The 22,097-nt window shown below is 70.6% G+C and carries 25 protein-coding genes; 9 read left to right on the forward strand and 16 right to left on the reverse strand.

From position 1 onward, the window contains the following. The first annotated feature begins 57 nt into the window (after window positions 1-57). The gene (locus tag GVV77_RS09265) at window positions 58-501 is read left to right on the forward strand and encodes an Lrp/AsnC family transcriptional regulator (RefSeq protein WP_120167838.1); all 444 of its coding nucleotides are present in this window, start codon (window positions 58-60) and stop codon (window positions 499-501) included. Between the two features lie 106 nt (window positions 502-607). Here GVV77_RS09265 and GVV77_RS09270 read toward each other — a convergent pair whose 3' ends face one another. From GVV77_RS09270 to paaA, 6 genes are read right to left on the reverse strand one after another with little or no spacing between them, the layout of a single operon-like run. Then, window positions 608-1,390, reverse strand: coding sequence for an enoyl-CoA hydratase/isomerase family protein (locus GVV77_RS09270; RefSeq protein ID WP_159617893.1), 783 nt, complete (start codon window positions 1,388-1,390; stop codon window positions 608-610). A 25-nt stretch (window positions 1,391-1,415) separates the two neighbouring features. Beyond that, window positions 1,416-2,576: a 1,2-phenylacetyl-CoA epoxidase subunit PaaE gene (paaE, locus tag GVV77_RS09275; RefSeq protein ID WP_159617812.1), complete on the reverse strand. Its 1,161-nt coding sequence runs from the start codon at window positions 2,574-2,576 to the stop codon at window positions 1,416-1,418. 1 nt (window position 2,577) lies between these two features. Continuing rightward, entirely contained in the window at window positions 2,578-3,108 is a 531-nt protein-coding gene (gene paaD, locus GVV77_RS09280) for a 1,2-phenylacetyl-CoA epoxidase subunit PaaD (protein ID WP_159617813.1), read from the reverse strand. 5 nt (window positions 3,109-3,113) lie between these two features. After that, a complete protein-coding gene (gene paaC / locus GVV77_RS09285) occupies window positions 3,114-3,938 on the reverse strand; it encodes a 1,2-phenylacetyl-CoA epoxidase subunit PaaC (protein ID WP_159617814.1) in 825 nt (274 codons plus the stop codon). Beyond that, window positions 3,935-4,282, reverse strand: a complete 348-nt coding sequence (gene paaB, locus GVV77_RS09290) for a 1,2-phenylacetyl-CoA epoxidase subunit PaaB (RefSeq protein WP_159617815.1) — start codon at window positions 4,280-4,282, stop codon at window positions 3,935-3,937. Before paaB ends, paaC begins: the two co-directional genes overlap by 4 nt. Further along, complete coding sequence (gene paaA / locus GVV77_RS09295) at window positions 4,279-5,265, reverse strand: 1,2-phenylacetyl-CoA epoxidase subunit PaaA (RefSeq protein ID WP_159617816.1); 987 nt, start codon at window positions 5,263-5,265, stop codon at window positions 4,279-4,281. Before paaA ends, paaB begins: the two co-directional genes overlap by 4 nt. A 199-nt stretch (window positions 5,266-5,464) precedes the next feature. Between paaA and GVV77_RS09300 the strand changes: the two genes are divergently transcribed. After that, window positions 5,465-7,657: a S9 family peptidase gene (locus tag GVV77_RS09300; protein WP_159617817.1), complete on the forward strand. Its 2,193-nt coding sequence runs from the start codon at window positions 5,465-5,467 to the stop codon at window positions 7,655-7,657. Window positions 7,658-7,794: 137 nt separating this feature from the next. On the opposite strand, the gene GVV77_RS09305 is transcribed toward GVV77_RS09300, so the two are convergent. The 4 genes from GVV77_RS09305 to GVV77_RS09320 all read right to left on the reverse strand — a co-directional run bounded on the left by GVV77_RS09305 (window position 7,795) and on the right by GVV77_RS09320 (window position 10,078). Next, window positions 7,795-8,088 carry a DUF1540 domain-containing protein gene (locus tag GVV77_RS09305; protein ID WP_120168038.1) on the reverse strand — a complete coding sequence of 98 codons (294 nt, stop codon included), beginning with the start codon at window positions 8,086-8,088 and terminating at the stop codon, window positions 7,795-7,797. A gap of 171 nt (window positions 8,089-8,259) precedes the next feature. Then, entirely contained in the window at window positions 8,260-8,853 is a 594-nt protein-coding gene (locus GVV77_RS09310; RefSeq protein ID WP_159617818.1) for a dihydrofolate reductase family protein, read from the reverse strand. Between the two features lie 161 nt (window positions 8,854-9,014). Then, window positions 9,015-9,470 (reverse strand): hypothetical protein, encoded by a 456-nt coding sequence (locus GVV77_RS09315; RefSeq protein WP_159617819.1) that lies wholly within the window; start codon window positions 9,468-9,470, stop codon window positions 9,015-9,017. Further along, a complete protein-coding gene (locus GVV77_RS09320) occupies window positions 9,467-10,078 on the reverse strand; it encodes a PadR family transcriptional regulator (protein WP_159617820.1) in 612 nt (203 codons plus the stop codon). The genes GVV77_RS09315 and GVV77_RS09320 overlap by 4 nt, the downstream gene beginning before the upstream one ends. A gap of 138 nt (window positions 10,079-10,216) precedes the next feature. Between GVV77_RS09320 and GVV77_RS09325 the strand changes: the two genes are divergently transcribed. From GVV77_RS09325 to GVV77_RS09335, 3 genes are read left to right on the forward strand one after another with little or no spacing between them, the layout of a single operon-like run. Next, complete coding sequence (locus GVV77_RS09325; RefSeq protein WP_159617821.1) at window positions 10,217-10,717, forward strand: hotdog fold thioesterase; 501 nt, start codon at window positions 10,217-10,219, stop codon at window positions 10,715-10,717. Continuing rightward, window positions 10,714-12,054 (forward strand): phenylacetate--CoA ligase PaaK, encoded by a 1,341-nt coding sequence (gene paaK / locus GVV77_RS09330; RefSeq protein ID WP_159617822.1) that lies wholly within the window; start codon window positions 10,714-10,716, stop codon window positions 12,052-12,054. The genes GVV77_RS09325 and paaK overlap by 4 nt, the downstream gene beginning before the upstream one ends. A 27-nt stretch (window positions 12,055-12,081) precedes the next feature. After that, window positions 12,082-12,699 (forward strand): TetR/AcrR family transcriptional regulator, encoded by a 618-nt coding sequence (locus GVV77_RS09335; RefSeq protein ID WP_159617823.1) that lies wholly within the window; start codon window positions 12,082-12,084, stop codon window positions 12,697-12,699. 95 nt (window positions 12,700-12,794) lie between these two features. Here GVV77_RS09335 and paaZ read toward each other — a convergent pair whose 3' ends face one another. Then, a complete protein-coding gene (paaZ, locus tag GVV77_RS09340; RefSeq protein WP_159617824.1) occupies window positions 12,795-14,882 on the reverse strand; it encodes a phenylacetic acid degradation bifunctional protein PaaZ in 2,088 nt (695 codons plus the stop codon). Window positions 14,883-15,078: 196 nt separating this feature from the next. Between paaZ and GVV77_RS09345 the strand changes: the two genes are divergently transcribed. The 4 genes from GVV77_RS09345 to GVV77_RS09360 all read left to right on the forward strand — a co-directional run bounded on the left by GVV77_RS09345 (window position 15,079) and on the right by GVV77_RS09360 (window position 17,575). Further along, entirely contained in the window at window positions 15,079-15,438 is a 360-nt protein-coding gene (locus GVV77_RS09345; protein ID WP_159617894.1) for a PaaI family thioesterase, read from the forward strand. Window positions 15,439-15,882: 444 nt separating this feature from the next. Continuing rightward, window positions 15,883-16,422, forward strand: coding sequence for a hypothetical protein (locus tag GVV77_RS09350; RefSeq protein ID WP_159617825.1), 540 nt, complete (start codon window positions 15,883-15,885; stop codon window positions 16,420-16,422). A 59-nt stretch (window positions 16,423-16,481) separates the two neighbouring features. Beyond that, a complete protein-coding gene (locus GVV77_RS09355) occupies window positions 16,482-16,625 on the forward strand; it encodes a hypothetical protein (RefSeq protein WP_159617826.1) in 144 nt (47 codons plus the stop codon). Window positions 16,626-16,657: 32 nt separating this feature from the next. Next, window positions 16,658-17,575, forward strand: coding sequence for an SGNH/GDSL hydrolase family protein (locus tag GVV77_RS09360; protein WP_159617827.1), 918 nt, complete (start codon window positions 16,658-16,660; stop codon window positions 17,573-17,575). A gap of 32 nt (window positions 17,576-17,607) precedes the next feature. Here GVV77_RS09360 and GVV77_RS09365 read toward each other — a convergent pair whose 3' ends face one another. The 5 genes from GVV77_RS09365 to GVV77_RS09385 all read right to left on the reverse strand — a co-directional run bounded on the left by GVV77_RS09365 (window position 17,608) and on the right by GVV77_RS09385 (window position 22,094). Continuing rightward, window positions 17,608-18,342, reverse strand: coding sequence for a tyrosine-protein phosphatase (locus GVV77_RS09365; protein ID WP_159617828.1), 735 nt, complete (start codon window positions 18,340-18,342; stop codon window positions 17,608-17,610). A gap of 31 nt (window positions 18,343-18,373) precedes the next feature. Then, window positions 18,374-19,225, reverse strand: coding sequence for a 3-hydroxyacyl-CoA dehydrogenase family protein (locus tag GVV77_RS09370; RefSeq protein ID WP_159617829.1), 852 nt, complete (start codon window positions 19,223-19,225; stop codon window positions 18,374-18,376). After that, a complete protein-coding gene (locus tag GVV77_RS09375) occupies window positions 19,222-20,004 on the reverse strand; it encodes an enoyl-CoA hydratase/isomerase family protein (protein WP_159617830.1) in 783 nt (260 codons plus the stop codon). Before GVV77_RS09375 ends, GVV77_RS09370 begins: the two co-directional genes overlap by 4 nt. Continuing rightward, window positions 20,004-21,212 carry a thiolase family protein gene (locus GVV77_RS09380; RefSeq protein WP_159617831.1) on the reverse strand — a complete coding sequence of 403 codons (1,209 nt, stop codon included), beginning with the start codon at window positions 21,210-21,212 and terminating at the stop codon, window positions 20,004-20,006. The genes GVV77_RS09375 and GVV77_RS09380 overlap by 1 nt, the downstream gene beginning before the upstream one ends. 243 nt (window positions 21,213-21,455) lie before the next feature. Continuing rightward, complete coding sequence (locus GVV77_RS09385) at window positions 21,456-22,094, reverse strand: class I SAM-dependent methyltransferase (protein ID WP_159617832.1); 639 nt, start codon at window positions 22,092-22,094, stop codon at window positions 21,456-21,458. Between the last annotated feature and the right edge of the window lie 3 nt (window positions 22,095-22,097).

Genomic DNA, 22,097 nt, shown 5'->3' on the forward strand with positions numbered 1-22,097 from the left:
GCCGGATCGGAGACGAACGGCGCATGTGAGCTGGATTACAGGAGCGGAGAGAGACAGATGGCCGATGGCCTGTTGGACGAGGTCGACCGCAGGATTCTGGCCGAGCTGACCCGGGACGGACGGCAGTCGGTCACTTCGCTCGCCGAGAACGTCCACATCTCACGGGCCCACGCCTACTCGCGGATCTCCCGTCTCACCGAAGAGGGGGTGCTGACGAAGTTCACGGCCCTGGTGGACCCAGTGAAGGCCGGGCTGAAATCCTCGGCGTATGTGACCCTGAAGGTGCGCCAGCACTCCTGGCGGGAGCTCCGGGAGAAGCTGAGGGAGATCCCCGAAATCCACCACATCGCCCTGGTCGGCGGGGACTTCGACGTGATCCTGCTGGTGCGCGCCGAGGACAACCTCGACCTCCGCCGGGTGATCTTCGACCGGCTTCAGTCGATGCCGGGCGTCCTCGACACCCAGACCTTCCTGGTGTTCGAGGACCTCGACACCCGGTAGGGCGCGGACCAGCTCCCGGCGTGCCTGGGTGCCTGGGTGCCGCGGGCTGCCGCGGTGCCTGGGTGCCGCGGGCTGCCGCGACATCGAGGCACCCAGGCCGGTGCCGCTACCGCCCGGCGAAACGGGGCGCGCGCTTCTCCTGGAAAGCGGTGAACCCCTCGGCGTAGTCCGGCGTCCGGCAGAGGGCGGCCTGGGCCGCGTTCTCCTGGTCCACCGCAGCCCACAGCCCCAGCCGCCGGTCGCGGATCTCGGCTACCAGCTGCTTGGAGGCGCGGAAGGCCCCCGTGGCCCCCGTGGCCACCCGGGCCGCGGTGGCGCGGGTGGTTTCCAGGAGGTCGCCGGCGGGCAGCGAGCGGCTGAACAGGCCCGACCGCACGGCCTCGGCACCGCTCATCAGCTCGGCGGTGTAGATCAGGTCGAGGGTGCGGTGGGCGCCGAGGCGCTCGGTGAAGAGCCAGTGGCCGCCCGAGTCGAGGGTGGCGCCAAGGTTGGCGAACGGCGAACCGATCTTGGCGTTCTCGGCGGCGTAGACGACATCCGTGGCGATGAGCAGGCCCAGCCCGACGCCGAGGCACGCGCCCTGGGCGGCCGCGAAGGTCGGCGCCGGGAAGGCGGACATCCTCTTCAGCAGCGGGGTGACCAGCCCGGCGAGGTAGGCGTCTGCATCGTCGGTGTCCGGGGAGACCCCGGAGATATCGCGGCCGGCGCAGAAGGCGCGGCCCTCCCCGCGCAGCAGCAGTGCGCGGACGGACCCGTCGGCGGCGGCCGCCTCGGCCTCGTCGTACGCCCGGGACAGGTCTGCGAGCGCCTGCTCGTCGAGGGCGTTGAGCTTGTAGGGGGCGTTGAGGGTGATCTCGGCGACGCCGTCGTTGAGCTCAAGCGAAATCATGGTGTCCTGCAGTGTCATGCCTCTCCTAGGCGTCGTAGTCCACCGACACGGCGTCGCTGGTGGGGCGGGCCTGACAGGTCAGGACGTACCCCTCGGCGAGTTCGTCGGGCTCCAGGGCGTAGTTCTCTTCCATTTCCACGGTGCCCGAGACGATCTTTGCTCGGCAGGTTCCGCAGACCCCGCCGGCACATGCGAAGGGCACGTCGGGGCGCACCCGCAGGGCGGCGTTGAGCAGGGATTCCCGGGCGTGGGTGGGGCTTTCGACGGTGCCCTGCAGCCCGTCGAGGCGGAAGGAGATGGTGTAGTTCTCGCCGTTGTCGGCCGGCCGGACGGGCCGCCCGGTCTGGCCCTCCGGGCGGGCCGGTTCGCCGGTGCTGAACAGCTCGAAGCGGATCTTCTCGGCCGGCACGCCCCGCTCGGCGAGGGTGTCCCGGCACAGCTGCACGAGTTCGAAGGGCCCGCAGAGGAACCATTCGTCGACGTCCTCCGTGCGCAGCACGCCCCCCAGCAGGGCCTGCAGCTTCTCGGCGTCGATCCGGCCCGAGAGCAGCGGCGAGATCCGCTGTTCGCGGGAGAGCACATGGTGGACGGCGAACCGGGCCGGGTAGCGGTCCTTGAGGTCGGCGAGGTCCTCGAGAAACATCACATCCATCGCCGCCTTGTTGGCGTAGATGAGGTCGAAGCGGACGTTCTCCCCGCCGGCGAGGACCGAGCGCGCAATGGAGATGACCGGGGTGATGCCGGAACCGGCCGCCACGGCGACGAAGCTGTTCTGGGTCGCGGTGTCGATTTTCTCGGGGTGGTTCAGCTCAGTCATTTCGTGCTTGGAGATGAACTGACCCATGGGGCTCATCACGTCGAGCCGGTCCCCCGCCTTGAGGGACTCGTTGGCCCAGCTGGAGAACACCCCGCCCAAATCCCGCTTGATCGCCACCCGGATCTCCCCCGGACGCGGCTCGGCGCAGATGGAGTAGCTGCGGCGCACTTCCTTCGGCTCGCCGTCGATGTCGAGCGTGGTCCGCAGCGCCACGTACTGGCCGGGAACGTAGTCGTATTTACCGGCCAGGTCCGCCGGCACGGCGAAGGTCACCTCGACGGCGTCCTCGGTCAGCCGGCGCACCTCGGCCACGGTGAGTTCGTTGAAGGCGGTGCGCCGCTTGTTGGTCGGGGCGAAGGAAACGGCCATGTCAGAGCACCTTGAAGTAGTCGAAGGGTTCCCGGCAGTCCTGGCAGACGTAGAGCGCCTTGCAGGAGGTGGAGCCGAAGCGGGTGAGCTCGCGGGTGTTCAGTGAGGAGCACTGGGGGCATTTAACGCTCAGACCCACCCGCACGGGCCCGGCCGCCGCCTTCCCCGTGGGCGGGGCGATGCCGTACCGGTTCAGTTTGGCCTTGCCGTCCTCGGTCATCCAGTCGGTGGTCCAGGCCGGAGCGAGCACCAGTTCCACCCGGGCGTCCGCGTAGCCGTGGGCACTGAGGGCGGCGAGCACGTCGTCGCGGATGGCGTCCATGGCGGGGCAGCCCGAGTAGGTGGGCGTGATGACCACGGTGGTTCCGGTTCCGCCCGGACCGACGCGGGCGTCCCGGAGGACGCCCAGGTCCTCGATGGTGAGCACGGGGATCTCCGGGTCGCAGACGGTGGCGGCGATGTCCCAGACGGCGGCGGCGGCCGGATCGGCCGGCCGGTGCGCCGAGGTGGAGGTGCGGGTGTCGGTGCTCATGAGGGCTACCAGGAGGCGTCGGGGTGCTCGCGGGCGAGGACCTGGAGTTCGGCGAGGATGTAGCCGAGGTGCTCGCTGTGGATGCCGCGGCGGCCACCGCCCGTGGCGCCGGGCACGGCGGGGACCTCGACGTCGGCTTCGGCGAGCACCGCGGCGACCGCGGTATCGAAGGGCTCCCGCAGGCTGCTGGGTCGGACGGCCACGCCGCCAAGGGCATCGATCAGGGGCTCGTCCGCGAACAGTTCCTCGACGTAGGGCCAGGTCAGCTTCAGCCCGGCAATCATGCGGCGGCGGGACTCCTCGGTCCCTTGGGCCAGGCGCAGCACCCACTGAAGGCTGTGGTCGCGGTGGTAGTCGACCTCCTTGACGGCCTTGGCGGCGATCGCGGCGAGAGTGGCGTCGGGTGAGTGCTGAAGGCGCGAGTACAGCTCCCACTGGTAGTGGGCGACCACGAACTGGCGGGCGATGGTGCGGGCGAAGTCACCGTTGGGCTGTTCGAACAGGTGCGCGGAGCGGAACTCGGGCTCGCGGCGGAAGTAGGCGAGGTCGTCTTCGGTCCGGCCCGACGCGTGGCCCGCGTAGGTGAGGAAGGAGCGGGCGTGTCCGATGAGGTCGAGGGCAATATTGGCCAGCGCCACGTCCTCCTCGAGCTCGGGGGCGCGGGAGATCCACCAGCCGAGGCGCTGGGCGAGGATCAGCGAGTCGTCCCCGAGCCACAGCACGTACTCCGCGGCCGCCGGGGAGGGCACGGCGTCCGAGGCGGCAATGTCCTCGGGGCGCAGCGCGTTGCCCGGGGTAATGCGGGTGGCGCTGGCGTTGGCCTCGCTCACAGGTGCTTCACCCCTTCGCTCTTGGTGTAGTAGGTGGCGTGCCGGTAGTCCTTGCCCTGCGGGGATTCGAAGAACTGCTCCTTCGCGGACGGGTCGCTGGTGATGATGGCCGAGGACGGCACCACCCACAGGCTCAGGCCCTCGTTGCGCCGGGTGTAGAGGTCACGGGCGTTGCGCAGCGCCATGTCGGCGTCGGGCGCGTGGAGGGAGCCGGCGTGGACGTGGGAGAGCCCGCGCGAGGACCGCACGAACACCTCCCACAGCGGCCAGGGCTGCCGCTTTTCCACGGGCCCTGCGGCCGGGGCCGTCGAGCCGTCGTCGCCGGTTGTGGATCCGCCGGTCATGCTGCCTCCGTCGCTGTGGCCCTGCGTGCCTGCTTGTCGGCGTAGGCCGCCGCTGCCTCGCGCACCCAGGCGCCGTCCTCGTGAGCCTCGCGGCGGCGCTCCATGCGCTGGGCGTTGCAGGGGCCGCGGCCGGCGAGGACCTCCTTGAACTCCTCCCAGTCAAGCGGGCCGTGCTCCCACTTGCCGGTGTCCTCGTTGAAGCGCACGTCCGGGTCGGGAAGGGTGAGCCCGAGGGCCTTCACCTGCTCGGCGATCATGCCCACGAAGCGCGAGCGCAGCTCGTCGTTGGAGAAGCGCTTGATGTTCCAGGCCATTGACTGCTTGGAGTTCGGCGAGTCGTCGTCCGGCGGGCCGAACATCATGAGCGAGGGCGCATACCAGCGGTTGATGGCGTCCTGGGCCATGTCGCGCTGGGCCTGGGTACCGTTGGCGAGTTCGAGCAGGATCTCGAAGCCCTGCCGCTGATGGAAGGACTCTTCCTTGCAGATGCGCACCATCGCCCGGCCGTAGGGTCCATAGGAGGCCCGGCACAGGGGGACCTGGTTGCAGATGGCGGCGCCGTCGACGAGCCAGCCGATCGCGCCGATGTCGGCCCACGTCAGCACGGGGTAGTTGAAGATGCTCGAGTACCGGGCCTTGCCGGCGATCAGGTCCTCAGTCATCTTGTCGCGCGGGGTGCCGAGGGTTTCGGCGGCGGAGTAGAGGTACAGCCCGTGACCGGCCTCGTCCTGGACCTTGGCCATCAGGATGGCCTTCCGCTTCAGGGACGGCGCGCGGGTGATCCAGTTGGCCTCGGGCTGCATGCCGATGATCTCGGAGTGGGCATGCTGGGAAATCTGCCGCGTGAGGGACTTCCGGTACGCCTCGGGCATCCAGTCCCGCGGTTCAACGCGGGAGTCCTGGGCCATCAGCTCGTCGAACTGCTGCTGGCCGGCGGCGTCGACGTCCGGGCTGCCGTGCTGGGTCGCTGCTGGTGCTGCCATGGGATCACCTCACTGTGCGGATCGTGCCAAGAATAATTACCGACCGTTCGTTCAGGATATGCGGCGTGCCGGGAGGGCGTCAACACCAAATCCTCCGCTGGGAGCCTGCCGGGCACCCCTCCGCGGCCCGGGTTGCGGCCCGCCAAGCGGGGCAACTGCGAGCCCGGGCCCCTCCGCGCGCTTCTGGCAAGATGGACCCATGACTGCCGAGACCCCCGTGGATGCCGTCCCCCGCCCGCCCGCCGCGAAGAAAATGCCGGTGGAGCGCACCCACCACGGCGACACCTTCACCGATTCCTACGAGTGGCTGCGGGAAAAGGACAACCCGGAGGTGACCGCGCACCTCACCGCGGAAAACGCCTACACGGAGGCCGTCACCCGCGGCCAGGAGCAGCTGCGGGAGCGGATCTTCACCGAGATCAAGAACCGCACCCAGGAGACCGACCTCTCGGTTCCGGCCCGCAAGAAGGGCTGGTGGTACTACTCGCGCACCGAGGAGGGCAAGCAGTACGGCATCCAGTGCCGCGTTGCCGCCGTGGACACCGGCGACCTCGCCGCCGACTGGACTCCCCCCGAGGTGGTGCCCGGCCGTCCGGTCGAGGGCGAACAGGTCCTCCTCGACGGGAACGTCCTGGCCGAGGGCAAGCCCTTCTTCTCCCTCGGCGGGCTCGCCGTCAGCGAGGACGGCACCCTCCTTGCCTACTGCGAGGACAACGCCGGCGACGAGCGGTTCACCCTGCGCGTCAAGGACCTCGAGTCGGGTGACCTGCTGCCCGACGAGGTGTCCAACGTCTTCTACGGCCTCGGCTTCTCCCCCGACGGCACCCGGGTCTTCTACACCGTCGTCGATGACTCCTGGCGCCCCTTCCAGGTCAAGGTCCACACTCTGGGCACCCCGGTGGAGGAGGACGAGGTCCTCTACCAGGAGGACGACGTCGCCATGTGGACCGGCTTCGAGCTCTCCGCCGACCGCACGCAGCTGCTGATCAGCGTCGGCTCCTCCGAGTACAGCGAATACCGGGTCCTCGACCTGATGACCCCGGGCGCCGAGCTGACTCCGCTGATCTCCCGGGACGAGCGGATCCTGTACGAGGCGGAGCCGGTGCGGCTGGACGGAGTGCTTCACTACGTCCTGACGCACAACCGCGACGCCAAGAACTCAATGGTGAGCCTGGTGGCCGCCTCCGAGTTCTCCCGTCCGCTCAAGGACCAGCAGTGGACGACGGTGGTCCCGCACGACGACGCCGTCCGGGTCAACGGAGCCGCGGTCACCCGCACCCACCTGGTGCTCTCGGTCCGCCGGGACACCACGGAACGCGTGCAGGTTTTCGACCTCGAGGGCCTCGGGACGCCGGCCCAGGCCGCGGCCGCAGAGCCCGCCTTCGAGGAGGAGCTGATTACGAGCAACCTCGCCAATGCCGAGTTCGACTCTCCGATCATCCGCCTGTCCTACACCTCCTTCCTGACCCCTCCGCGGATCTACGACTACGTCCTGGTCACCGGGGAGCTGGCGCTGCGCAAGGAGACCGAGGTACTCGGCGGCTACCGGCCGGAGCGCTACGTGGCCGAACGCCAGTGGGCGAAGGCCGCCGACGGCACGCTGCTTCCGCTCTCGGTCCTGCGGCGGGCGGACCTGCGGCAGGACGGATCCAACCCGGCCCTGGTCTACGCCTACGGCAGCTACGAGGTCAGCATGGACCCCGGTTTTTCCGTGGCGCGGCTGTCCCTGCTCGACCGCGGCATCATCTACGTCGTCGCGCACGTCCGCGGCGGCGGCGAGATGGGCCGCACCTGGTACGAGCAGGGCAAGAAGCTGAACAAGAAGAACACCTTCACGGACTTCGTCGACGCGACGGACCACCTGGTGAACTCCGGCTGGGTGGACCCGCGGCGCATCGCCGCGATGGGCGGCTCCGCGGGCGGCCTGCTCATGGGCGCCGTTGCGAATCTCGCCCCCGAGAAGTACCGGGCCATCGTGGCCCAGGTGCCGTTCGTCGACGCCCTCACCACCATCCTCGACCCGGAGCTGCCGCTGTCGGCGCTGGAGTGGGAGGAGTGGGGCAATCCGATCACCGACCCCGAGGTGTACCGGTACATGAAGGAGTACACGCCGTACGAGAACGTCCGCACCGCTGACTACCCGCGCATCGCCGCCGTGACGAGCTTCAACGACACCCGGGTGCTGTACGTCGAGCCGGCGAAGTGGGTTGCGGAACTGCGGGAGAAGACCACGGGCTCCGAGCCGATCGTGCTCAAGACGGAGATGGACGGCGGCCACGGCGGCGCCAGCGGCCGGTACGCCCGGTGGAAGGACGTGGCATGGGACTACGCCTTCGCCGCCGATGCCCTGGGCGCCGCCGAGCTCCGGCCCTTCGCCGACGCGCGGGAGTAGGGCCTGCCGCCTGGGACGGCCTCCTCCGCCGTCGAGGACGCACTAATTACCGGAGGTTCGGCCCCGGGCGGTAAGTGCTGCATCCTCGATGCGGCACCGGGGACACACTGCCCCTTTCGCCGGGACCCTGCGGGCCGCTACCGGGGCTGGTAGGTGAGGCAGTCGGCGGCCTCAGCGCCCGGGCCGACGCGCACGTTCTCCGCATCGCACAGCAGGTGGTCGTTGAACTGGCACTCGGAGCGCTGGCAGGCACCGACGTGCGCCAGCACCTTCGGCAGCCCGCCGCTGGCCGACGTGTCGATGAACGTCGAGCAGCTGGCGTGCTCGGGGCTGCCGCCGACGGTGATGGCGAAGGCGGTGCAGTCGTGGTGGTGGTTGAAGGAGCAGGTTTCCACATCGCACGCGGAAACGTTGGCTACATGGTCCGTCATGACTTCCTCCTGGGTGGGCACAATCCGGGAATTCCAGGTGCCGGCGACGCCGGAGGTCCGGCGGCCACAGCACACCCTTCTTCCGAAAAACCTAGCACCGCTGGAGGGCTTTGAACCCGGAGAATATGCGCATTTTTACCTGACCTATTGGCCTGCGGGCCGGGGCGGTCCCTAACGGACCACCCTGTAGGTAGTGGAGGTGACATGGGGTGTGCTCCGCGTCCGCGCAATTGCGAACTCAAGGTCCCCGACGCCGGCGAAGAGCCGTTCACCGGCGGACAGCAGGACCGGCGGCACATGCAGGGTCAGTTCGTCGATCACGCCCGCGGCCAGGCACTGGTTGATGGTGGAGGCGCCCCCGCCGACGCCGACGGAGCCGCTGCCGGCCGCCGCCTTCGCCTGCTCCACAGCAGCCGCCACGCCGTCGGTGACGAAGATGAAAGTGGTCCCTCCCTCCATCACCACCGGCTCCCGGGGGTAATGGGTTAGGACGAACACCGGCGCGTGGTACGGCGGGTCCTCACCCCACCAGCCCCGCCAGGGTTCATCCCAGGCACCCCGCACGGGCCCGAACATATTCCGGCCCATCACGTACGCGCCGTGGGAGAGCAGTTCCTCCCGCTGGGCGGCGTGCTCCTCCGGGTGGTCGAACATCCAGGCGTGCAGGCGTTCACCGCCCTCGCCCAGGGGATCCTCAAGGCTCTGGCGCGGGCCGGCGACAAACCCGTCCAGCGACACCGCCACACCGCAGCTCACAATGCCCACCGGACCGACCTCCTGAGTCTCCAACGGGGTGGCTCATCGGCGCGTCTTCCGCTCCTGCCGTGCTGCGCACCCTCGTCTCCGCAGTGAACCACAGCCGCTACGTTCCCAACAGGGGATGACAGACTTTGGGTGAAGGCTGCGGGCTCTTTGGCGCCGCCCGCTCAGGCCGCAGGGCCGTCCGCGTTCCCGTGCGCTCCGCGGTGACGGTCAAGGCGCAGGCACAGAAGCAGCAGGACGAGCGCAAGCGGCGCCCAGAAGAACCGCTCCCAGGGACTCGAGGAAGCTGCGTTCAGCAGGGTCCCTGCCGCAAGCAGGACGATGAGTCCGCGGACTCCCCAGCGGAGGGCCCTGCCCGCCGGAACCGGCCCCGGACGGCCCCGGGCCAGGACCGTCAGGGCCGCCAGCAGCCACACCACCATGGAGACGGCGCTGGCCGCACGCAGCCCCGGTGGCAGCCGGCCGCTGCTGGAGCCGCCGAATGCGGCCTCCCCGAAGGGCGCTCCGAGTGCGAGGGATGCCTGGAAGGCCGCGATGACCGAGAAACCGGCCGCCGCAGCGGCCGCCGTCCGTTGAGGGGCTGGGGCGCCCCGGAGGACTGGAAAGGGGAAAGCGTTCATTGCTGCTCCCTGGCAGGATGGGCGGTCTTGGAAACTGCGGGTGGTTCTGCGGCAGGATGGGGCGCTGTCGAGTCGGAGTGAGTTTCAAGGGCCTCGAGGGCTTCGTCGGCCCAGGCGATGGCCGCCCGGGCCGCATGCTCGCCTGCGGAGATTGTGAGGAGCCAGTATGGGCGGTCCTGGGCGTGCGGGGCCTCCTGCGATTCGCTGCGTGCCACGGCAAGCTCGGCCAACCGCGCCTCTGCTTCCTCCCGGGCCTTCCGGATGAGGTGCCGGCAGGCCTCGGGCCCGAGCTGGCGGCCGAAGAAGAGCCGGAGCATCAGTCCGTTCCGCGGCCGGGCCGGCTGCGCCGGCTCCGAGAGCAGTTCGCGGAGCCGCGCCGTCCCTGCCGGAGTGATGGCAAAGACCGAAGTCCGCGCCCTGTCGGCACCCCTGCGCTCGACCAGGCCCTGCTGCTGAAGTTCGGCGAGCGCCGGATAGATCTGGCCGAAACTCTCGCTCCAGAAGTGCCCGAGGACGGACCGGATCTCTTCCCGCAGCGCATATCCGGTCATGGGCATCACGCTCAGCGCGCCGAGCACTGCGGTCTGGGTCTGCTCCGTACGCGACATGGAGTCCCCTCCTTCGAGAGTTATATCTAACAGATATAATGGCTCAAAAGCAAGGCCTCCGCCCACCCCGCCTTGACAGTGCCCGTCGGCCGGTATTACCTAATGAACATTCGGTAAATAATTCGGAAGGCGGCACGAATGGACAGCGACGTCCGGACGGCGGGGCCCGCGGCACCGCGGCACCAGATCCTCGCGGAGGACCACGCCTCGGCCTGGCTGGGCATAGAACTGCTCGAGGTCGGCGAGGGCTCCGCCCGGATCGCGATGACCGTGCGCCCGGAAATGCTCAACGGCTTCGGCATCGCCCACGGCGGAATGATCTTCGCCTTCGCGGATTCCGCCTTCGCCCTCGCCTGCAATCCCGCCTCGCCCGGGCCGGATTCCGCGTCCGGGGCGCAGGACGCCGGGACGGTGACGGTCGCCTCAGGGGCCGACATCACCTTCCTCAGCCCCGTGCGGGCCGGCGAGGTCCTGACCGCGGTCGCCGAACGGCGGGCCGCCACCGGCCGCAGCGGGCTCTACGACATCACCATCACCGCGCACGACGGCGCTGCGGGGCGGCCCGTCGCCGAGTTCCGCGGGCGCTCCCGCACGGTTCCCGCACCCGCCCGTCCCCCCAAGGCGAAGGACCCCTCATGACCGGTACAGCCCTCAAGGCCTCGGCGGCCGCTCCCGGAACCCTCGACCCCGAGGAGGAGTACAGCCGGGACCGCATCGAATCGCTCCAGCTCGGGCGCCTGCAGCGCACCGTGGCGCTCGCGTACGAGAAGGTGGAACTGTACCGGCGGAAGTTCGACGACGCAGGCGTGCACCCCGGGGACCTGCGCGAGCTGTCGGACCTCGCAAAGTTTCCCTTCACGACCAAGGAGGACCTGCGCCGGTCCTACCCCTTCGGGATGTTCGCTGTCCCTCAGGACCGGGTGGTCCGCATCCACGCGTCCTCGGGCACCACGGGCAAGCCCACCGTCGTCGGGTACACCGCCGGGGACATCGACCGCTGGGCCACCCTGGTGGCCCGGTCGCTGCGCGCCTCCGGCGTCAAGACCGGGTGGAAGGTCCACAACGCCTATGGGTACGGGCTCTTCACCGGCGGCCTCGGCGCCCACTACGGCGCCGAGAAGCTCGGGTGCACCGTCATCCCGATGTCCGGCGGCCAGACCGAACGGCAGATCCAGCTCATCCGCGACTTCGAGCCCGACGCCATCCTCGCCACTCCCACCTACCTGCTCACCATCCTCGACGCCATGACCGCCGCGGGCATCGACCCCCGCTCGACCTCCCTGAAGACGGCCGTGCTCGGCGCCGAACCCTGGACCGAGGAGATGCGCCACGAGCTCGAGGAGCGCATGGGCTTCGATGCCTGCGACATCTACGGGCTCTCCGAGGTCATGGGCCCGGGCGTGGCCGGTGAGTGCGTGGAGAGCAAGGACGGCTCGCACATCTGGGAGGACCACTTCCGGCCCGAGATCGTCGACCCGTTCACCGACTCGGTCCTGCCCGACGGCGAAGCCGGCGAACTCGTCTTCACCTCCCTGACCAAGGAGGCCCTGCCGATCATCCGGTACCGCACCCACGACCTGACCCGGCTCCTGCCCGGCACCGCCCGGCCCGGGATGCGCCGGATGGGCCGGATCACCGGCCGCAGCGACGACATGATCATCCTGCGCGGCGTCAACCTGTTCCCCACCCAGGTCGAGGAGCTCGCCCTGCGGATTCCGGCGCTGAGCCCGCACTTCCAGCTTGAGCTCACCCGCCCTGAGGGCCAGCGGATGGACCAGCTGAACGTGAAGGTGGAGCCGCGCGACGGCGTGTCCGCAGAGGCGGCGCGCGACGCCGCGGCCACGCTGCGGGAGCAGATCAAGATCCACATCGGCTCGAGCTGCACCGTGACCGTCGTCGAGCAGGGCTCCCTGGTGCGCTCGAGCGGGAAGCTCAAGCGGGTCTACGACCTCCGGCCCCGCTCCGGCGCGGAGTGACCGAACGTTCATGCGAAAATGACGGATATGGCGAGCACTCACGTACCGGCCACCACGCCCGGACGCCGCGGGCGTCCCGGCTACGACCAGCAGGCGGTCCTCACCATCGCCGTGGACGTCTTCAACCGGCACGGCTACGAGGCGACCTCCATGGGGGTGCTCGCCGAGAACCTGGGCATCAGCAAGTCCGCGATCTACCACCACGTCCCCTCGAAGGGCGACCTGCTCCGGCTGGCCCTCGAACACGCCCTCGGCGGGCTTGAGGCGGTCCTCGCCGACCCCCGGGCGACATCGGGACGGGCCGACGCGCGGCTCGAATTCGTCCTCCGGGGCACCATCGCCGTCCTGACCGAGCGGCTGCCGTTCGTGACCCTGCTGCTGCGCCTGCGCGGCAATACGGAGGTCGAGCGCGGCGCCCTGGAACGCCGGCGCTCCTTCGACCGGCAGGTCGCGGCGCTCGTCGACGCGGCCCGCTCGGAGGGATCGCTGCGCAGTGACATCGACCCGCGGACCACCACCCGGCTGCTTTTCGGCACGATCAACTCGATCGTCGAATGGTACAAACCCGGCGGCCAGCTCACCGCCGGCAAGCTGGCCGACGACGTCATCACCATGGTCTTCGACGGGCTGCACCACCGGCCCTGAGCCCGGCACCCGGCGCATGCGGTCCAGCGCCGGCAGCCGCCCACACCGGCGGCCGCTCCGGCGGGCCGCCCATGCGGCCCGCCGGCGGGAAAGCCCTACTTCTCCACGAGGGTCAGCACGTCGTAGGTGGCCACGATCTCGTCGGACTGGTTGGTGAGCACCGCATCCCAGGCCACCTCGCCGTACTCGTCGGTCTCGCGCGGGGTGATGCGCTTGGCCGTCAGGGTCACCCGGATCGAATCCCCGGCGGCAACGGGGGTGAGGAAGCGCAGGTTCTCGAGCCCGTAGTTGGCCAGCACCGGCCCCGGCGCCGGATCGACGAAGAGCCCGGCCGCCCAGGACAGCAGCAGGTACCCATGCGCCACGATCCCCGGGAAGAACGGGTTGGCCGCGGCGGCCTCCTCGTTGGTGTGGGCGTAGAACTTATCCCCCGTGGTCTCGGCGAACGCCGTGATGTCCTCAAGGGTCACCTGCCGCAGCTCCGAGCGTACGGCGTCGCCGAGGCGCAGTTCGGCCAGGTTCTTGCGGAACGGGTGGACGCCGTCGAAGTTGCGGTCGGCCCCGGTGTGCCAGATGCCGGTGACCGCCGTGAGCATGTTCGGGGAGCCCTGGAGCGCCGTGCGCTGCATGTGGTGGAGCACCGAGCGCATCCCGCCGAGCTCCTCGCCGCCGCCGGCCCGGCCGGGGCCGCCGTGGGTGAGGTGGGGCACCGGGGACCCGTGCCCCGTGGAGGACCGGGCGTCCTCCCGGTTGAGCATCAGCACGCGTCCGTGGTGGGCCGCAATGCCGATGACGAGTTCGCGGGCCACCGCCGGGTCGTTGGTGCACACGGTGGCGACCAGGGAGCCGGAGCCGAGCGCGGCGAGGTGGACCGCATGGGCGGGGTTGTCGTAGCCGATCACCGAGGCGACGGGCCCGAACGCCTCCACCGAGTGCAGGGCACCGGCTTCGACGTCGTCCCAGGTGAGGAGCACCGGCGCCATGAACGCCCCGCCGTCGGCAGGGCCGACCGTGCCGTCGGCGCGGGTCACGGGCGGCGCCTCCAGCGAACCAAGGGCCAGTTCGCCGCCGGAGGACATCAGTTCCCGCACCGCGTCCCGCACCCCCTCGAGCTGCTCGAGGGACGCCAGCGCGCCCATGGTGACACCCTCCGCCCGCGGGTCGCCGAGGGTGACGCGCTCTTCGATGCGGGCGCGGGCGGCATCGACCACGTCCTGGACGAGGGCCTTGGGCACGATGGTGCGGCGGATGCCCGTGCACTTCTGCCCGGCCTTCACGGTGACCTCGGTGACTAGGGAGCGGATGAAGGCCTCGAATTCCGGGGTGCCCGGCACCGCGTCGGGCCCGAGGATCGCGGCGTTAAGGGAATCCGTCTCGGAGCTGAAACGCACGCCGCCGTGCATCACGTTCGAGTGGGAGCGGAGGTGGTTCGCAGTCGAGGCGGACCCGGTGAAGGCGACGAGGTCGCGGTAGTCGAGGTGGTCGAGCAGGTCCCGGGCCGGTCCGGAGATGAGCTGGAGGGATCCCTTGGGGAGGATGTTCGACTGCACGATCAGCTTCACGACGGCCGCCGTGAGGTACCCGGTCGGAGTCGCGGGCTTGACGATGGTGGGGACGCCGGCGAGGAAGGCTGGGGCGAGCTTTTCGAGCATGCCCCAGACGGGGAAGTTGAAGGCGTTGATCTGCACCGCGGCGCCGGGGATGCGGGTGTGGATGTGGGTGCCGAGGAAGGAGCCGTCCTTGGAGAGGTTTTCAGCCGGGCCGTCGACGATGACCTGCGAGTTGGGCAGCTCGCGCCGCCCCTTGGAGCCGAAGGTGAACAGGACGCCGATGCCGCCGTCGATGTCGACCATCGAGTCGCCGCGGGTGGCCCCGGTCCGGGCCGACAGCTCGTAGAGCGGCTCCCGGTGCCCGTTGAGGAACTGGGCGAGTTCCTTGAGCTTCAGGGCCCGCTCGTGGAAGGTGAGCTTCCCGAGTTCGGCCTGGCCGGTCGAGCGCGCGAACCGCACGGCCGCGCCGACATCGAGGCCTGCGGTGCTGACGACGGCGAGGACCTCGCCGGTGCTTGCATCGCGGACCCGGGTGGAGTTCCCACTGTCCAGGACCTGCTGGTCCGGAGCCCACCAGGAGTCCTCGATGAAGCTGGGGACAATGTCCGTGCTCACAGCGGTAGCAGTCGTCATCGACTCGCCTTTCAGCTTGATCTCAACGCGTCCGCCGCCCCCGGAGGATAAACTGAACGGACGTTCGGTAATATTTCCCCAGCGTACAGGATCGGCCTTTTTCAGCGCACCCCAAGGAGCCCCAGTGAGCGAAACTTCAGCACCCGACGCGGCCCGGACCCCGTGGCGCATTGTCCCCGGTGAACTGGACGTCGCCATGGGCGTGGAGATCCTCGAGCAGTCCGTCGAGAAGGTCGTCGCAACACTGCCCGTCGAGGGCAACCGGCAGTCCTTCGGGCTGCTTCACGGCGGGGCCTCGCTGGCCGTCGGCGAGGCCGTCGGATCCTGGGCCGCGGTGATCCACGCGAGCACCCTGGGCAAGACCGCCGTCGGGGTCGACGTCTCGGCCACCCACCACCGCTCGGCCCGCTCGGGCCGGGTCACCGTCACGGCCACGCCGATCCACCTCGGACGGACCCTGACCACCCACGAGGTGCTCATCGAGAACGAGGACGGCCAGCGGCTGTGCACGATGCGGATCACCAACCTGCTGCTGGACCGGCCCATCCCGGGCTGAGCCCACCCGACGACGCGCTGCACTGGAGCGAGGCCGGCAATGAGGCGGCGACCCGCAGGCGGCACTCCCATGAACAGCGACCCCCTCGGTCTTGGGGCGTACCGCGCATGTCACACGGCGTAACGTTGAGCACTCCTTTCTCCGGGCTCGGCCCGTGAAGGGTGACGGAAGGGAACCCGTGGGACAGGGGTGATAGTTGAGCCGGAATATTCTCGACCTTCGTGATACTCCCCGGTCGAGACCCTTGCGGCGGGGGGTGGTGCCTCTTGTACAGTCCTTGCGTAGAGGTCCTGACCGGGCCCCGGCAATGTCCCCCATCAGTGCCGTACCGGTCAGGACCTCCATTCGTTCCCGACAGGATCCTCGACCCCCGACGCCGGCGGGCGGCGCCGCCCGGCCCGGCTGCCCAGCCACGGGCCCTGCCCCGGCCCGGAAGGACCGCCCATGCCCGACCGTGACCTCCTTCGGCAGTGCGCCGTGGCGGCAGCCGTGGCGGGAGGGATCCTCAGCGGCGCCACCGGGGACTACGGGGACGCCAGGGAGAGCACCAGCCGGGTCCTTCCGGCCAACTACGCCTTCTCCATCTGGTTCCCCATCTACGCCGGGGTCCTCGGGTACGCCGGCTACCAGGCGCTTCCCGCCCAACGCCGCAATCAGTTGCTCCGCCGGACCGGCGGCCCGGCGGCCGCGGCCGTGGGCCTGTCGGGACTGTGGGTGAGGACGTCCTCGCCCGCGGTTCAGTTGCCGCTCATCGCCGCGACGACCTGCGCGGCGCTCCTCGGCTATGCGCGGGCCACGCCGATGGACAAGGCCGAACGGACATCCGCCCCCGCCCGCTGGCTGGTAAGGGTCCCGTTCGGGCTGTTCAGCGGCTGGATCACCCTGGCGGCGGTGCGGCGGTCACCGAGCTCCTCATCGACCGCGGCGTCCGCGCACCCCGCCCGGGCGCCGATTTCTGGGGAACGGCCCTGCTCGCGTCCCTGACCGGCGCCTCCGTCGCGGTCACCCGGCGCGTCCCGGTCTCCGCGGCCTATCCCGCGGCCGTGGCATGGGGCCTCGCCGGAACCGCGGTGCGAACCCTGCCCCGCTACCGCGCCCCCGGAATCGCCGCGGCCCTCGGCGCCGGCACCGTCGCGTTCGCGGGGCTGCGGGCGGCCCGCCGGAACGCAGCGGTGGAGAACGGCTGAGCGGACCTCCCGGCCTTGATAGCGTGGAAGCCATGACCACACGCCGCCCTTTCGCAGTGCGGCCCCTCCGGCCGGATGGGAAGCCGGGCCGCCGCGGCGTTTTGCCGGCGCCGTTGCTCACAGCGGCGTTGCTCGCAGCGTCGCTGTCCGCCTGTTCCCCGGCAGCGTCGGCACCGCCCGCTCCGCCGGCCCCCCTGTCCTACGTCGCCCTCGGCGATTCCTACGCCTCCGGCCTCGGCGCCGGCTCCTACTCGGAGCAGTGCGGCCGTTCGCTGCTCGGCCTGCCCGGCCTGCTCGACGCCGAGGACACGGTCGATCTGGCCGCGGACGGCACCTGCGCCGGCGCCGTCGCCGCCCCAGGCGCCGCGCCGTCCAGCGTCGCCGGTCAGATCTCCCAGCTCGTGAAGGAGGGCTCGCTCGGGCCGCAGACCGATCTTGTCACCGTGTCGGCCGGAGGCAATGACGCCGGGTTCGGCCAGGTGGCGGGAGCCTGCGCGGCCTCGCCCCTCGAGTCATGCCGCCGCCTCATCGAGGAGACGACGGCGCTTGCCCTGCCCGCCCTGGCCCGGGACCTCGATGCCCTCTATGGGCAGCTCCGGAGGGCGGCCCCGGAGGCGGCGGTCGTCGTGACCGGCTACCCCCACCTGTTCTCCCCCGAATTCGGCACGGCGGAGGCCCTGAGCCTTCCGGCGCAGGAGGCTTTCAACGCCGGAACCGACTCGCTCAACGCCGTCCTCGAGGAGGCGTCCGCCGCTCACGGCTTCCTATGGGTTCCGACGACTGAAGGCTTTAGATCCCATGGGCTGGGGGCGCCCGAACCGTGGATCACCGGCGCCGGCGAACCGGACGGCCTCCACCCCAACGCCGAGGGCTACCGCTCCGGCTACCTCCCGGCCGTGCTGGACGGCGCTGACCTGGCCGCCCTGCAGCGGGGGCGGCCCGCACAGTAGAGCCCCGGCGTCCGGACAGGCGCCGGCCCGGCTCAGAGGGTCAACCGCGTCCTCAGCGCGGTGAGCTCACCGGGGCTCAGGCCTGCCTCCCGGAGGTACGCCCCGGCGTCGAGCGTCGAAAGCAATTCCAGAAGGTGGGTCCGCGCCTGGTGCAGCCAGGCCGACAGTTCCTCGGCACTCCGGGGACTCTCCCGCGGCGCCGCCTGGGTCCGGTAGCGCTCGTTCATGGTCCGCACGGCCACCTCGTAGTCATCGGCAATGTCCCCGGCCGGCACCCCGCACGCGGCGAGCAGCAGGGACGTCACCATGCCGGTGCGGTCGCGCCCGGCCGCGCAGTGGACGATCACGCCCCCGGCCGGCGCGGCGACGACGGCCCGGGCCACCGCGGCGAATTTCCCGGGCCACCGCTCCAGGTTGTCCCGGTAGTGAAGCGGATTGTTCAGGTAGGGCCCGCACAGGGCCCGAAACCCGGCGTCGGAGGGGTCCTCGGTCGGCAGGTTGCGGACGAGGAACCGCCCGGCCGTCGTCCCGCCCAGTACCGGATCGGAGGCGCGGCGGCCCACTTCGCCGGGATTGCGGAGGTCGACGACCGTGCGCACGCCGTCGTCCCAGGCCTGCTGCCAGCCGCGGTCGGTCAGCCATTCCCGGCGTCCCATCCGGTAGATCCGGCCGGGGAGGACGCGGCCCGCCACGCCGCCGAGGTCGCGCGCGTTCACGGCGCCCTCCCACCCGACGTCCCTGCGCTGGACAGCTCCCGGCGGGGTCATACCCCGGGAATCCCCGGAGGGGGCCGCGGGGTCAGTCGTTCCACTCGAAGAAACCACGGCCTGACTTCCGGCCAAGCTCCCCCCGGGCCACCTTGTCCCGCAGGATCTGCGGCGGGGAGAACCGCCCGCCCAGCGTGGATTCGAGGTATTCGGCGATGCCGAGCCGCACGTCGAGGCCCACGATGTCGGTGGTCCGCAGCGGGCCCACCGGGTGCTTGTAGCCGAGGACCATGGCGGTGTCGATGTCCTCCGGGGAGGCGACCCCTTCCTCCACCATCCGCATCGCCTCAAGGGCGAGAGCCACCCCGAGCCGGGAACTGGCGAACCCGGGGGCGTCACGCACCACCACCGGGGTCTTCCCCAGGGCCTCGACCCATCCGCGTGCCGCCGCGGCGGTGGCCTCCGAGGTGCCGGGGCCGAGCACCACCTCGATCAGCGTGGAGGCAGGCACCGGGTTGAAGAAGTGGAGGCCGCAGAACTCCGAGGGCCGCTTCAGCACCCGGGCCAGTCCGGCGACCGACAGCGAGGAGGTGTTCGTCGCGAGCCACGCGCCGTCGGCGAGGTGGTCCTCCACGGCGGCGAGGGCCGCCTCCTTCAGGCCGGCGTCCTCGGGCACGGCCTCGACCACGAGGGAGCAGTCCGCGAACGCGGCGTAATCGGTGGAGATCCGGACCCGGTCGAGCAGCGCCTGCAAAGGCTCCGCCGTCGATCCGCGCTCCACGCTCTTGTGTAGGGCGCCGGACACCCGCCCGTGGGCGGCGAGCGCGGCCGGATCGTCGCGCTCCACGACGACGACGTCGGCCCCGGCGACGACGAACGCGTGGGCGATGCCGGCGCCCATCCGTCCTCCGCCGAGCACCCCGACCCGGGCCGGGACGCTCATCGCTCGCCGCCCTCGGCGGCCGAGGAAGCCGGCTGGGCACCGTTCCTGCGGTCAAGGAAGCGCTGCATCCGCTCGAACTTCGCCTCGGACTCGAACAGGATGCCCTGGGCGAGCTGGTCGATCAGCGGGTGGGCCTCCGCCGGTGCCGAAAAGACGCTCTTGGTGAGGCGGACGGCGAGCGGGTCCTGGCGGGCGATGCGGTCGGCGAGCGCATGCGCGCCCTCAAGCAGCGCGTCGGGTTCGTGGATCTCGGTGATGAGGCGCGCGGCGAGCGCCTCGGAGGCGTCCAGGACGCGCCCGGCCAGCAGGATCTCCTTCGCAAGGGGCTCCCCGACGAGTTCCCGAAGGCGCCAGCTCGCCCCGGCCGCCGCGAGGATCCCCAGCCCGGTCTCCGGGTTGCCGATCTTCAGGGCGGGGGTGCCGATGCGGAAGTCGGCGGCATAGGCCAGCTCGGCGCCGCCGCCGAGGGCGTACCCGTCGAGGGCTGCGATCACTGGCATCGGCAGGCGGGCGATCCGGGTGAACAGCGTGGAGTTGATTCCGGCGAGGGCGTCGTCGCGGCGGCGCTCCCGGAGTTCGCCGATGTCGGCTCCCGAGGCGAAGACGCCCCCGGTCCCGGTCAGGATCAGCACCCGTGGGTGCGCCTCAAGGCCGGAGCACAGCTGGTGGAGCTCCTCGACCATCCGGCGGTCGATCGCGTTGCGTACGGCGGGCCGGTTGAGCCGCACGAGCAGCCGGTCGGGGCCTTCCTCGACCATCAGCGCTTCGAAGGACTCCATCACACGGCCTCGATGAGCATCGCGGTGCCCTGGCCCACACCGACGCACATGGTGGCCAGGCCGAGCCGCCGCTCCCCCGGGCCGAGTTCGCGCTCCATCCGGCCCATCAGGGTGATGGCGATCCGCGCTCCGGAGGACCCCAGGGGGTGTCCCAGGGCGATCGCCCCGCCGTCGCGGTTGACGATGTCCTCGTCGAGCTTGAGCCGGCGGATGCAGGCGAGGGCCTGCGTGGCGAAGGCCTCGTTCAACTCGACGGCGCCGAGGTCGCCGATGGAGAGGCCGGTGCGTTCGAGGACCTTCCGGGTGGCCGGGACCGGACCGATGCCCATGATGTGCGGAGGCACCCCGGCCGAGGCGCCGTCGAGGATCCGGGCCCGCGGGGTGAGGGAGAACCTTTCCAGCGCGGCCTCGGAGGCAACGATCACCGCGGAGGCGCCGTCGTTGAGGGCGCTTGAGTTGCCGGCGGTGACCACTCCGCCCTTTTTGACCACCGGGCGGAGTCCGGCGAGGGCCTCAAGGCTGGTGTCCGCCCGGGGGCCCTCGTCGGCGTCAAAATTGTAGGACCGCTTGCCCTCGTTGACCTGGACCGAGACCAGCTCCGCGTCGAACCGTCCGGCCTCCGTGGCCGCCACCGCACGCTGGTGGGAGCGCAGCGCGAAGGCGTCGGCGTCGTCGCGGGTGATCCCGTCAAGCTCGGCCAGCTCCTCCGCCGTTTCCGGCATGGAGTAGGTGACCTTGTCCATGGCGGCGAACTCCGGGTTGGTGAACCGCCACCCGATGGACGTGTCGAACACGGCCCCCGGTCGAGCGTAGGCCTTGGCCGGCTTCTCCATCACCCAGGGCGCACGGCTCATCGACTCGACCCCGCCGGCGACAACGACGTCGGCCGCCCCCGACTTGATCATCTGGGACGCCTGGATGATCGCCGAAAGCCCGGAGGCGCAGAGCCTGTTCACCGTGATGCCGGGCGTGGTGTCCGGGAAGCCGGCAAGGAGCGCGGCCATCCGGGCGACATTGCGGTTCTCTTCGCCGGCGCCGTTGGCGTTTCCGAGGATCACTTCGTCGATGCCGCCGGGGTCCATGCCCGTCCGCCCGATAAGCTCGCGGAGGACCAGGGCCGCCAGGTCGTCCGGCCGGACCGGGGAGAGCCCTCCCCCGTACCGGCCGACAGGAGTGCGCACTCCGCCCACGAGAAATGCTTCGGTCATGACTGCCTCCATGTCGCAGGGCCGGGTGGCCGGTGCACGGCTGGGCGGATCCGGAATTACCGACCGCTCGTTCTGTAAAGCTCTATCAAGAATTGCACGGCGGTTTTCCCCGGTCAACCGGCGCGGCCCACCGCGCGGGGCCGCCGGGGACGCCGGTATGGAGCCAAAGCATTGCCGGGGACCGAGGGCCAGCCTCCGCCGCCCGCCGGTGACGAGCGGCGCCCGCACGGGGGGCGCCGCTGGTCAGCGCCTGCTGGCCAGGAGGAAAGCCTGAGCTGTCTTCTCGCCCTCCCGCGGCTCCCGCCGGGTTGAGGAAACCAGCGCAAACCCGTGCCGGGAGAGCATCTCGGTGAGGACCGCCGGATCGAGCCGGTAAGCGTCGAGACTGACCCGGCTGCCGTAGGCCTCGGTGATCCGCCGCTTTTCATTCCCGGCCTGGAAGGCGAGGAGCAGCGGGCCGTCCGGCACCAGGACGCGGGAAAATTCAGCAAGGACCGCCTCCAGCCGCGGAGGCGGGATGTGGATGAGCGAGTACCAGGCCAGAATGCCTGCCGCAGATCGGTCGGCAAGGCCCAGCCGCTCCATGGATCCCACCTCGAACGCGAGCGACGGGTGGTCCCGGCGCGCGGCGGCAATCATCCCCGGCGACAGGTCGATCCCCCGCACCGGGACGCCCAGCGAGGCGAGATGGGCGGTGATCCGGCCGGGTCCGCACCCGACGTCGACCAGCGGTCCGGCGTCGTTGGATCGGGCCAGCTCCGCGAACGCGCCCAGCAGCGCGCGCTCGAGGGGAAGCCCGTCGAGCTCAAAGCGCAGAAGGTCGGCATACCGGTCCGCCACGAGATCGTAGGCGGCACGGGTGGCGAGGACATCGGGTTCCATGGA

Source organism: Arthrobacter zhaoguopingii (assembly GCF_009828605.1).
Classification (GTDB): Bacteria; Actinomycetota; Actinomycetes; order Actinomycetales; family Micrococcaceae; genus Arthrobacter_D; species Arthrobacter_D zhaoguopingii.